At 58.7% G+C, this 12,380-nt stretch carries 9 protein-coding genes; 6 read left to right on the forward strand and 3 right to left on the reverse strand.

Annotated elements, in window-relative coordinates:
- Nucleotides 1-58: 58 nt before the first annotated feature.
- Nucleotides 59-1,030 carry a DUF4126 domain-containing protein gene (locus ACZ5K9_RS06170; protein WP_464273551.1) on the reverse strand — a complete coding sequence of 324 codons (972 nt, stop codon included), beginning with the start codon at nucleotides 1,028-1,030 and terminating at the stop codon, nucleotides 59-61.
- Nucleotides 1,031-1,299: 269 nt separating this feature from the next.
- Between ACZ5K9_RS06170 and ACZ5K9_RS06175 the strand changes: the two genes are divergently transcribed.
- The 6 genes from ACZ5K9_RS06175 to metG all read left to right on the forward strand — a co-directional run bounded on the left by ACZ5K9_RS06175 (nucleotide 1,300) and on the right by metG (nucleotide 8,843).
- Nucleotides 1,300-2,550 (forward strand): IS110 family RNA-guided transposase, encoded by a 1,251-nt coding sequence (locus ACZ5K9_RS06175; RefSeq protein WP_464273552.1) that lies wholly within the window; start codon nucleotides 1,300-1,302, stop codon nucleotides 2,548-2,550.
- A gap of 540 nt (nucleotides 2,551-3,090) precedes the next feature.
- Nucleotides 3,091-4,191, forward strand: coding sequence for a 3'-5' exoribonuclease YhaM family protein (locus tag ACZ5K9_RS06180; protein WP_464273553.1), 1,101 nt, complete (start codon nucleotides 3,091-3,093; stop codon nucleotides 4,189-4,191).
- On the forward strand, nucleotides 4,178-4,852 hold the full coding sequence (gene tmk / locus ACZ5K9_RS06185; RefSeq protein ID WP_464273554.1) for a dTMP kinase: 675 nt from the start codon (nucleotides 4,178-4,180) through the stop codon (nucleotides 4,850-4,852). Before ACZ5K9_RS06180 ends, tmk begins: the two co-directional genes overlap by 14 nt.
- A 3-nt stretch (nucleotides 4,853-4,855) precedes the next feature.
- On the forward strand, nucleotides 4,856-6,031 hold the full coding sequence (locus tag ACZ5K9_RS06190) for a DNA polymerase III subunit (RefSeq protein WP_464273555.1): 1,176 nt from the start codon (nucleotides 4,856-4,858) through the stop codon (nucleotides 6,029-6,031).
- Nucleotides 5,967-6,875, forward strand: a complete 909-nt coding sequence (locus tag ACZ5K9_RS06195; RefSeq protein WP_464273556.1) for a PSP1 domain-containing protein — start codon at nucleotides 5,967-5,969, stop codon at nucleotides 6,873-6,875. Before ACZ5K9_RS06190 ends, ACZ5K9_RS06195 begins: the two co-directional genes overlap by 65 nt.
- A 3-nt stretch (nucleotides 6,876-6,878) precedes the next feature.
- Nucleotides 6,879-8,843, forward strand: coding sequence for a methionine--tRNA ligase (gene metG / locus ACZ5K9_RS06200; protein ID WP_464273557.1), 1,965 nt, complete (start codon nucleotides 6,879-6,881; stop codon nucleotides 8,841-8,843).
- A 725-nt stretch (nucleotides 8,844-9,568) separates the two neighbouring features.
- Here the strand turns inward: metG and lpdA are convergent.
- The gene (gene lpdA / locus ACZ5K9_RS06205; RefSeq protein ID WP_464273558.1) at nucleotides 9,569-11,017 is read right to left on the reverse strand and encodes a dihydrolipoyl dehydrogenase; all 1,449 of its coding nucleotides are present in this window, start codon (nucleotides 11,015-11,017) and stop codon (nucleotides 9,569-9,571) included.
- 59 nt (nucleotides 11,018-11,076) lie between these two features.
- Nucleotides 11,077-12,366, reverse strand: coding sequence for a dihydrolipoamide acetyltransferase family protein (locus ACZ5K9_RS06210; protein ID WP_464273559.1), 1,290 nt, complete (start codon nucleotides 12,364-12,366; stop codon nucleotides 11,077-11,079).
- Between the last annotated feature and the right edge of the window lie 14 nt (nucleotides 12,367-12,380).

A 12,380-nucleotide genomic window follows, 5' to 3' on the forward strand; every position in this document is an offset into this window, starting at 1 on the left:
GTTCATATCATTCGCCCACCCGACCCGTCTCCCCCTGTGATTCTCTGCGGGGCATGCATCACGAAATCCCGGAAAACCAAAGGGACGGCAAGGTTCGCTCGAGAGAGCGGTACACACCGACCGTCCACGGTACACAGGCATGGTAAAACACACACAGGCTCAGCAGCTTTCGTGGATAAACGGCGGTCCGGGAAATTTCGGCTTTGGGCAGTGTCTTATGCCGCCTGTGGAAAAACCGCCGGTAGAAAAATGTGGCCGCTCGATCAGACAGAACCATATACACCGGCGCATAACGGGGGACCCCGGGAAGCTTCACGGCAAAGACTTTTCCTGCCCAAAGGATTTCCTCGCCTTCTTCTCGAAGCCCCTCATAGGCCGACTGCACGGGGAATGGGAGATCCAGAGGACAGTTCCGTGACAACCCGACGCCGAAAGCCGAAAGGATCCGGTACCCCACGCCTCGAATCGCCAGCGATGCCGTTCGAAACAATATGGGAAGGGACACCGCGACTCCAGCGACCAAAAGGATCGTGAGGAAAAAGGACCATCGGGGATGCCTCAGGGTCAGGTAAGTGTAGCCGATGGCCAAAATGTCTTCCCCGAAGCTGAGGATCATGGTGGAGAACGGTTCCGGACTCAGTTGCACCAGAAGCCGAGTGCCGGCTTTGGTTAAATGGGTTGCCGATGCCAGGCTGGCCCCGATCATGAAGACGATGACTTCGAGAGCGGGGGATCCTTCGCCAACCTGCATCACAGCAAGCAGCGCACCGCCCAGCGGACGCACGATGGTATGAAGCGTATCCCAGAGGGTGTCCAAACCGGGAATCTTGTCGACGACGAATTCGACAAAGTAGAGGACCAACGCCACGAAGATCACCGCATCGCTGGCCAACGCGTAAAGTTCCGGCGGCAACCCCTGGACCAGCCCATGCTTAAGGCACAGGCCGACGATGGCCACGGTGGCGTAAAGGTTCACACCGCTGATAAAGGAAAGACCGAGGAGCGATCCAAGCCGGGCGATAATTTCCATGGTCCCGCCTCCTATAAGTAGTGTGGGTCGCCCGGACGTGTGGACCAGGCGGTTTGTGGTTGGTTAAGTTGTCCGGGCCACGGGGTCGGGGACCAGGTCGTCATGGTCCGTGCGCTATGAGCGCGACAAGGAGACTGACCCCTCGGCGCCCGGCCCGGAGCTTTGATTGCAACCTGCGGCACGACCGCGCAATTCAGGAGGCGAAGCGGGGCCGGCGCGTTGGAGGATTTCCCTCGCAGGTGGTAACAGTTTGCACATGGAGGTATGCGATGAATGGAGACAAACTGTGCGTGGGTCTGGACGTATCGAACGCGAAGATCGACGCCTCCTTTGTCGACCGTGAGGGGCGCACAGTGCGCCAACCTTCGACCTACGTGAACGATCAGCAGGGCTGGACAGAGCTGCGGGCTGCCATCGTGTCGGCCAGTGCTCTGGTCGGCCCGAAGGCGCAGGTGGTCTGCGGTATGGAGTCCACCTCGAACATGCACAAGCGCTTGGAGCAGGCCCTGCGTGGCGAGAAGCGGCGGCAGGTCGAGGTGCACGTGCTGAACCCGCGGGCGGTCAAGCACTTCGGCAAGGCACTGCTCAAGGACGCCAAGACCGACCGCCTGGACAGTCATCTCATCGCGCTGTTCCTGCTGCGGATGCAGCCCAGGGCGCAGGCCGTCCAGCCCGAGCTGTTCGAGGAGCTCAAGGAGGCCACGCGGACGCGGCGTCGTCTCGTCGAAGAGCGCACCGACCACAAGAACCGGCTCCACAAGCTGCTGCGCTACCACCTGCCGGGCTACCGGAAGGTGCTGGGCATCCAGACGTTTTCCAAGCGCCTGCTGGTCGTGCTTGCCGAGTTTGGCTCGCCGCACCTGTTGATCGAGCGCAGCGTCGAGGATCTGGCCGCGATGCGCTACGGCCCCAGGCACCGCGTGGGCACGGCCTTCGCTGAAAAGCTCCACGCCCTGGCGGCAGAGGCACCCTGTGCTGAGCTTGCCAAGGTCACGCGTATGCTCGTGGAGATGACGGCGCGGCGGATTCTCGACCTGGATGCCCTGCTCGTGGAGATTGATGGTGCCATTTCCGAACTGCTCGAGCGGGTCTTTCCCGACCAGGTGCTGACGTCCATCCCGGGGATCGGCGCGGTGTCGGCGGCGGCGATTCTCGCCGAGGTGGGCGACATCGCACGCTTTGAGACGAAGAGCGACTTCGTGGGCTACTGCGGTCTGTACCCGATTGTGTGGGAGAGCGGCGAGGCGAAGCGCCGCTATCGCATGACGTACAAGGGCAACCGGATGCTGAAGATGACGCTGCTGGTGGCCTCGGCGGCCGCCCGGCAGTACAACCCGGTCATCGGAAGCTTCTACGAGCGGTTGCGGGCCCGCGGCAAGACCAAGAAGGCCGCCGGGGGTGCCATCGCGCGCAAGCTGGCGGAGCTGGTGTTCACATTGCTGGTACGCAACGAGCCGTGGTCGGCCCACAAGGCGATGCGCGGCATGCGCAAAGCCGCCGCCATGGTCAAGGCCGCGTAGAAACAGGTTGCGGGCGCTCCATGCCCCATTGGAGAAATCCTGACGCGCCGTAAAGGCCCGCAGGCGTACTCGAGGTCCCGGACCGCCCGCTTTTCTAGGATAGCACCCTAACAGTGGCGAGGCAACCTGGAGCCCGGAGCCCCCGCCGGAGGCACCCGTATGCCCATCGCCCACGGTAATGGCGGCTCGTCGCGCACAGATCGTGTCAAGGGCGGCAAAGCCGGCGAGCGCAGCGAGCGCACCCTTGACGCGGGCGAGCACGACGAGACGATCCGTGCCGCGATGGGCCGGCGGCTCGCAGGCGCGGGCATTCGCCAGCACAGGAGTCAGCCCACATAGGTGATGTCGCTTCAGGGTTGACATCCCTTATTGCATCTCCTTGTGTTCACCTCATCCTAGGGCCTGTGGGAACCTCTGACAAGACACGATCCCTCAGATCGTAGACTGCGTCTTTGAAAAAAAACCACGTTCCTGTAGTATCGAACCAGCCACAGCGGAAGGGGGCAGTTTAGCAGACTCAGGGCACGAGGCGCACAATTGATGGAGAAAGAATCTTTACGATCCAAGGACCCAGTGAAGTTGCGCATTGCCGACATCAGACCGAACCAGGACGTGGCCGGCGTTTTCGTCGTGGAAGAGAAGCAATTACGGAGGGCCAAGACCGGCAAGCCTTTTTTGACCCTTACGCTTCGCGACAAAACGGGCTCCTTGACGGCCCGCCTTTGGGAAAACGCCGCCGAAGCCGCGCAGATTTTCACCGACCACAAAGTCTTTCGGATCCAGGGGCGCAGTGAACAGTTTCGGGACGAACTCCAAATCCATGTCCATAAAGCTGACCCGGTACCCGTGGAGTCCGTGGACCCTTCCGATTTTCTCCCGGTCTGCCCCAGAGATCGTCAGGTCTTGTGGAACGAATGCAAAAACCTGCTCAAAAATATCAAGGCCGCCCCCTATCACACCCTCATCCGCTGTTTTTTGTCGGATAAAAGCCTCATGCAACGCTTCGTGAAGGCTCCAGCGGCAAAATCCATCCATCACGCATACCTGGGCGGTCTTCTGGAACATACCGTCGGCGTCATGCGATTGACGAACCTGATCGCCGCCCAATACCCATCTTTAGACCGAGACCTGCTTCTCTTGGGCGCGTTCCTCCATGACATCGGAAAAATCCATGAATTCACCTACGATCTCGTCATTGACCATTCCGACGTCGGCCGATTGGTGGGTCACATGGTCCTGGGCGTGGAAATCCTCGATGAGAAGCTGGCGGTCTGCCAAAATTTTCCCCGAGAAACTGGAATGTTACTCAAACATCTGATCCTCAGCCATCACGGCGAAACAGACTACGGCGCCGTCCAGCTGCCCATGACTCGAGAGGCTTTTGCCTTACACTTCGCGGACGATTTGGACGCCAAGATAAACAGTGTGGACGAGATCATATCCAAGAGTGAGAATCCCGATTCGACGTGGACTGAATTTCATAACCTTTATAAGAGATACTTCTATAAGGGGCAAAGAAAACGGATGCCGGTCGTGGAAGAGCCCATAGCCCCTCGACTGGGCTCCGGCATCCAGGACGCCCCTCAGTTGTCGCTCTGGCCCGCCGAGACACAGAAAGGCCACCTCGATGACGATTTCTAAATCGTGGGCGGGCGCTTTCTTCATCAGCGTGGAAGGGATCGATGGGGCTGGTAAATCCACGGTTGTGGAGCATCTGCAGCGCTGGATCGAACTCAGAGGCCATCCGGTGCAGGTCCTCAGGGAACCCGGAGGCACGGTTCTTGGAGAAAAAATCCGAGCCATTCTTCTGGATCCTTCCCATTCGCCTATAGCCCCGTGGGCGGAAGCCTGCCTTTATGCAGCCAGTCAGGCCCAACAGATCTGGGAAACCATCCTCCCTTCGCTGGCAAAGGGGGTATGGATTCTTGCCGACCGTTTCCGTGATGCCACCGTGGCTTACCAGGGCTGGGGGCGGGATCTCGGGGAAGAGCGGGTTCGGGATTTTCAGATGACCGTGCTGGGCTCCTGTTTCCCGGATCTCACGGTCCTTTTGGACTGCGACGTGTTGACGGCATGGAACCGTGTGTCGAAACGCTCGGCGTCCAAGGACCGAATAGAGCAAGAGGCGAGAGAGTTCATGGAAAAGGTCCGGCAGGGGTATCTCACACTGGCTCGGAAGGAACCCCGACGTTTTGTGGTCATTGACGCCGCACAAACTCTGGGAGAGGTACTCCAAGACGTGACGGCGGCCCTCACCGCCTTCCTGGAGCGAAGGGGTGGGCAATTCTCTTGTCGAGGATGAAATATGACGGCGCTGGAAGGATTTACAGCCCAACCCCAGGCACAGCGCCTTCTCGCGCGAATGATTCAAAAGGGAAAGCTTCCCCACGCGCTCCTTTTCACGGGAATGCCCGGCATCGGCAAAAAGGCTCTCGCTTTGGAATGCGCCAAGGCGGTGAACTGCTTGGAATCTCCTATGATCTCGCGTGAAGCGCCAACCGACACGCCCCATGTTTTGGGGAAGGCATCTCTTGCTCGCCAATCTTCCGAAGAAGAGCCCTCCCGAGAAGGCTCGGCCCAGATACCCCAAGGACTTTTCGAAGCCACAAATATGGCCTGTCAGAGGTGCGTCGCCTGTGCCAAAATCTCACGTGGGGTCCATCCCGATGTCCTCATCGTCGGTAAAGAGGGGACCTCCATCAAACTCGCCCGGATCCGCACCGTCAAAGACCGCTGCCGGCTTCATCCCTATGAAGCCAAAAGGCGCGTGATCCTTATTGAAGACAGCCAAGACCTCACCGAAGAAGCCTCCAACGCTTTGCTCAAAATCCTGGAAGAACCTCCCGCGTCCAATCTCTTTATCCTCCTGGCCCCTGAACCATCCAGCCTGCTGCCCACCATCGTATCCCGATGCTGCCACATCCGATGTCGGCCGCTCCCCATGAACACGGTGGCTTTAATCCTTCAGCGGGAAATGTCAGTGGACCCGGAGACCGCCGCACGGATCGCGAACCTGAGCCTTGGGAGCCTGGAACTCGCCCGGGCATGGGTTCGTCAAAACCGTTTAGAACGGATGAATACCGCACTGCGCCGGCTGGAAAAAGCCCTCCACAGCCCCATGATCGATTTTTTCCAGGACCTGGCCCAATGGGTGAAAGAAACGGAGGACTTGGAAGAGGACTTGGAATGTATTAAGTTCGCCGTGCGCGAAGTTTTGTTGAACAAACTGGCCATTGACCCTGAACGAAGAGGTGCGGCAGGTCCTGAAGCCATGAAGGCTCCGTGGGGGCAACTTCATCCCGAAAATCTGCTGCACATTCTCGATGTGCTTGAAACGGCCGTCCAGCACCATCGGGCGCACGCAGCCAAACAGCTTTTGCTGGAAGCCGTGTGCTTGAAGATCAAGGATGTGGTTTATGGAGAAGGTGGAAAAGGTCATCGGTATCCGTTTCCGAGAGGGAGGAAAAATCTATCACTTTGACCCGGGAAACTGGGATGTCCACAAGGGAGACTACGTGGTGGTGCACACGGAACAAGGGATTGGGCTGGGAGAAGTTGTGGAAGGTCCATTCATGAAAAATCCCGATGTGCACCCTAAGGATATCAAGCCCATTGAGAGGCCCGCCAATCCAGAAGAGATCGAAAAACATTTCGACAACATGCGTTATGAAGAGGAAGCTGAAAAGTTCTGCCTGGAACGCATTCAGGAATTAAACCTGCCCATGAACTTGGTGGATGTGGAATGTTTTTTCGATCGGTCCAAGATCATTTTCTACTTTACGTCGGAAACCCGTGTGGATTTTCGGGAGCTGGTCAAGGATCTGGTGCGTCGCTTCCGCACCCGGGTGGAGTTGCGCCAAATTGGGGTCCGAAACCAGGCCAAGATGGTGGGAGGTCTGGGCACGTGCGGAAGACCTCTGTGCTGCGCCACGTTCCTGCGAAACTTCCATCCCGTGTCCATCAAGATGGCCAAGGAACAAAACCTGAGCCTGAACCCGGGGAAAATTTCCGGTGCCTGTGGGCGCCTCATGTGCTGCCTCCAATACGAATATGACGTTTATCGCCAATACAAGCAGGGAATGCCCAAACTGGGCAAGAAGGTCGACACGCCCAAGGGTCGAGGAAAAGTCATCCGTCAAAACGTGATGGATCGCACCATCACCGTGCTTTTGGAAAGCGGCGAGGAATTGGACATATCCTACGGGCCGCTTCCGGAAACGCCGTCCGGACCTGTTCCGGGCCGTCACACAAAACCTGAAAACCCGAAGGCAGGCGCTCATGCACCCGGTGATGAAGGTCTCGAGGACGAGGAAGATGAGGAATAAAGCATGAATAACCGTTTTTATGTCACCACGCCGATCTACTACGTCAACGCGGAACCCCACATTGGTCACGCCTACACGACGATCGTGGCCGACGTGCTCAACCGATTTTATCGCCTGATGGGCTATGACACCTATTTCCTCACAGGCACCGACGAACATGGGGACAAGATCGTTCAGGCGGCCGACGCTGCGGGAATGGATCCCAAGAGCTATGCCGACCGCATCAGCGGTCTTTTCCGGGAAACATGGCCGAAGCTTAATATCAGCCACGACGACTTTATCCGCACCACGGAGCCGCGCCACACTCGGGTTGTCCAGTACATACTGCAAAAGGTCTATGACCAGGGGGATATCTATTTCGATACTTACCGTGGGCGCTATTGCGTCGGGTGCGAACGGTTCATCACGGACCGCGAGCTGGTGGACGGCAAATGCCCCGACCACGACACACCGCCTGTGGAAAGGGAAGAAGCCAACTACTTCTTCCGCATGAGTGCCTACCAGCAGTGGCTCATCGACCACATCGAAGAGAATCCGGATTTTATCCGGCCGGAACGTTACAAGAATGAGGTTCTCGCTTTCCTTCGGGAACCCTTGGAGGATCTGTGTATCTCACGACCTCGGGAACGCCTGAGCTGGGGCATTCCGCTGCCGTTCGACGATCGGTTTGTCACGTACGTGTGGTTCGATGCCTTGATCAACTACGTTTCCGCCTTGGGTTACCCCGATGGAGAGCTCTTCCAGAAATTTTGGCCCGTCGCGCAACATCTTATCGCCAAAGACATTCTCAAACCCCACGGCATTTATTGGCCAACCATGCTTAAAGCCGCAGGCATCGCCCCCTATCGGCATCTAAACGTTCATGGCTACTGGAAAATCAACGAAGGAAAGATGAGCAAAAGCCGGGGAACGGTCGTCCGTCCCTTGGATTTGGCCCCTGCGTATGGTTTGGATGCCTTTCGTTATTTCTTGCTTCGAGAAATGGTTTTCGGGCTGGATGCCAATTTCAGCGAAGAGGCCCTCGTGCAACGGCTGAACGCCGACCTGGCCAACGATCTGGGGAACCTTTTTAGCCGCACCCTAGCCATGACCGAGAGGTATTTCGGCGGCATCATCCCCTCCTTCGGGGATCCGGAACAACCGGAAGACGCCGCACTCCGAACGGACGTCGAGCAGGTCATCCGCCTCTACGCCGATGAAATCCCGCAGCTCGCCTTCCACAAGGCGCTCATGGCGGTGTGGGAGGTCATCAACGCGGCCAACAAGTACGTCGATCGCACAGCCCCGTGGGATTTGGCCAAAGATCCCGCACATCGAGGACGATTGCAGCGGGTAATCCGCACCCTCTTGGAGGTCAATAAGACCGTGGCCGTGCTCATCACGCCGTTCATGCCGGAAACGGCGGAAAAGATGCTCGGCCGGATCGGCATCGGTTTGAGGGCTTTGGACGTGCGGCTGCACCGAGACGGCGTCTGGGGGAGTTTGGCCGAAGGCGTTCGAGTAGAAAAAGGGGAGGCTCTGTTCCCAAGGGTGGATGTGAGGAAAAAAACCTCAGCCTCTGAAAGCCCTGGAAAGCAACCCGCTCCACCCCCGTCATCATCCGATGCCCGGGAGACCGCGCAGGCTGCAGAAAAGGCTTCACAAGACGGTCTTATCGGGATTGAGGACTTCCAACGTCTCGACCTCCGCGTGGCCGTGGTGAAAGCCGCCGAGCGGGTGCCCAAGTCCAAAAAGCTTGTCAGGCTCCTCGTCGATACCGGCGAGACCCGGCAGGTGGTGGCCGGCATCGGCGAACATTACGCCCCGGAAGATTTGGTGGGGAAAACGGTTATCCTGGTGGCCAACCTCAAACCCGCGCGGCTCATGGGCGTGGCCTCACATGGCATGATCTTGGCCGCCCATGATGCACAAGGACTGCGGCTGATCACCACCGACGCCCCGACCGCTCCTGGATCCAAGGTATCATGAGCAAAATCGTCCGACTTTTCTGAAGACCTCCACATGTCCGGCTTTCAGGTGGCCGGCGTGACCCAAGTCCAGGCGGATGCATTTCGAGCCTTATAATGGGCCGGCCGAGTCCACCTGGGTTTTTGGTCGTCCACGTTCGCGGCAGGCTCACCTGGCCTCCCAACCTGGAAATCCCATGGGACTCCAACTGGCAGGACATGATGTCAAGCCCATGGGACCCGTCCCAGCCCCAACCCCGACCGAAAAAGACATCACCGTGTGTCGTCCTGCGTGCTTTTAATTTTAACTTATTGATATTGTTAGATTGTAGTCTTGAGCTCTTCACGACGAATTTTTCATCGGATTCTCGCCACCCTTTTTCGTGGCGGAGAGGACAGCCGAAGGTTTGATCATGGCCGCCATGGGTCGCTTCCGGCTCGGAAGTCTGTCGGACGGAAAGGACCTGGCCTTTCTCGCACACCCTGTCGGTTATCATGGGTACCTGGCCGCCAGGACTCATCCGCCGTGTGCTCCGTTGGTCATCTATGCCGTGGGCACGAAGGCCTCTTTCGATCGGGCATCTCTGAAATTTTCCCACCTCTCTCGTCCGTTGAAATCCGTGGCGAGGCGGGCATGCCGATCCTCGCATTGTGCGGGCCTCCACAAAGACACGATCCCTGCTGGAGCACCCCTTGTGGGGGTCCGTTTTCGACCTGGGGAATCATCTCGCCCGCTCCCGCCGAAATTTATGGATGTTTGCCCTTTCCCTCGGCCACACGAGGCACGTAAAGGTGCGTGGCACTGCCCAAAAAAACCTCTGCCGCTTCGCCTTCAGTTTCCGACAGCGTGGGATGGGCATGGACCGTGAGGGCCACATCTTCGGCCGAAGCGCCCATCTCGATGGCCAAAACCCCCTCGGCGATCATGGTTTCGGCACCTCGACCCACGATGCCCATGCCCAGAAGGCGGCCGGAATCGGGATCGAAGAGGATTTTCGTCAGACCGTCGGCCGCGCCCATGGTGAGCGCCCGTCCGGAGGCTCCCCATGGAAACCGCGCGATTTTCACGGGAATGTTTTTTCGAAGGGCTTCGTTTTCTGTCAATCCGGCCCAGGCGATTTGCGGGTCGGTATAGACCACGGCCGGCACCGCCTGGACATCATAGGCTGAAGGCATTCCCGCAACGGCCTCGGCCGCCACCTTGCCTTCTCGCATGGCTTTATGGGCCAGCATGGGCTGGCCCGCCACATCGCCCACCGCGTAGATATGAGGAACTGAGGTGCGGCGCTGGTCATCCACCGCAATGAAGCCACCATCGTCGACGACAACGGACGTGTTTTCCAAGCCTATCCCGCGGCTTCTGGGAGCCCGGCCGATGGCGATCAGCACGCGATCGAACCGCTCCCGAACCGCTCCCGCAGGGCCTTGAAGAACGGCTTCCACGAAGTCCTCTTCTTCCCGCAGTTCCATCACCTGTGTTTCCAGCCGTACGGATTCAAAAAGGGTGCCGATTCTTTTCGCCAGAGGACGCACCAGATCGTCGTCCACGCCTCCCAAGATCCTGTCCCCTCGATGCACCAGCGTGACACGACTCCCAAAAACGGCGTAGGCACAACCCAGTTCCAGCCCAATGTAACCTCCCCCGACCACAAGAAGCCGCTGCGGGATTTCTTTCAGGGCCAGGGCACCCGTGGAATCCATGATACGCCCTTCCAGGGTCGGTGAAACACCGGGCAGGGAAATGGGGTCAGATCCAACGGCAATGACGGCGCGGCGAAATTTGAGGTGGGTCACTTCCGAATCTTCCAAGCGCAGCATGTGATCGTTTTCAAAAAAGGCCCGCCCCCGAAGGATTTGAATGTTTCGCTTCGTGGCAAGATGTTCCAGCCCAGCGGCAAGCTTTTGGACAATGCCGTCCTTCCAGCTTCGAAGCTTTTCCAGATCCAATTGCGGCTTGTCGAAAAGCACCCCACGCCGGGCGGCTTCCGCGGCATCCCAGATGATTTCGGCCGTCTGGAGCAGCGCCTTGGAAGGAATGCAGCCCCGGAGAAGGCACGTTCCCCCACACCGAGACTCCGCTTCCACCAGGGTCACCTCCAGGCCCAAATCGGCAGCGCGAAAAGCCGCCGCATAGCCTCCAGGTCCGCCGCCGATCACCGCCACTTCCGTTTCCTGACTCAATTCCCCCATCACCATGGCATGAATCCTTCCGGCCTTCTTGCAATGAATCCTCGACGAAAAGCCTCTCACGATACTTACAAGGCCACCAAAAGTTTTTTGGGATCTTCCAAGAGCGTTTTCAGGCGGTTGACGAAGCGGGCACCGTCCGCCCCGTCCACGACCCGATGGTCAAAAGCAAGGACCACGGGCAAGATGAGCCGAACCGCGATGGTATGCTCTTCCAGCGTGCCCACCACCACGGGTTCGAGCCGCGCTTTGCCGGCACCCAAAATGGCGACCTGGGGATAATTGATGAGCGGGGTGAAGCCGCGGCCTCCTAAAGGACCAATATTGGTCACCGTGAAGGTCCCTCCAGAGATATCTTCCGGGCTGAGTTGACCCGAGCGAGCCTTGTGCGCAACCTGCCTGAGTTCAGAGGCCAGTTCCGTGATGCTCTTTCGGTCCGCATCCCTTAGCACGGGAACCACGAGGCCCCGAGGCGAATCCACGGCAACACCCACATGAAACTGTCCGTGCAGGACGATTTCCTGGCGCTCTTCATCCAGTCTGGCGTTGAAAGCCGGAAACTCCTTGAGGACCGCCACAACGGCCTTAATGAGGAACGGGGTGAAGGAAAGGTGCTGTGCGGCGTCGGCCGTCTCGGTATTCAGTGCCTGCCGGAATCGTTCCAGATCCGTGATATCCACCCCTTCGTGATGGGTCACGTGGGGCACCTTGGCCCAGGACTCAGCCATACGGCGGGCGATGACGCGCCGGACGGACCGCAACGGCACACGGCGATCCGCGGGTGTGACGGGCTCAACGCTCACTGGCTCGCGAACCTCTATCTGCGCCACCTTCTCTACTGGCAGCTCCGCTTTGACCTCTGGGGCACCTTCCCTGAGCTCGGCCACCGCTTTTTCATGTTTTTTGAGTGCCTCAGCCGCCTGACGCACATCTTCCATGGTGACGCGCCCGCCTGGACCGCTGGGACGCACGCTCCGTAAATCCACACCCAATTCTCTCGCCAGGCGCCGCGTTGCCGGAGATGCTGCCACAGCAAGCGCTTCCCCTGCCCGCACCGGAGGTTCTTCACGCGCTGGAAGCTCGGATGGGGCTTCCTGCTGTGGAATTTCTAACGGCTTTTCGTGTTCGACAATCGTCACCAAGGGATCGCCCACGCGCACCACCTGACCCGCTTTCACGTGCACGGTCTGGACCACCCCGGTAAAAGGTGACGGGATCTCCACACTGGCTTTGTCCGTTTCCACGATAAGCAGAGGCTGGCCTTCCGCGACAGTTTCCCCACCCTTGACCAGCACCTCCACGATCTCGCCTTCGTGTATACCTTCCCCCAAGTCGGGTAATCGAAAGACTTTGGCCATTTCGATCCTCCGTG

This window comes from Desulfosoma profundi, from assembly GCF_055387865.1.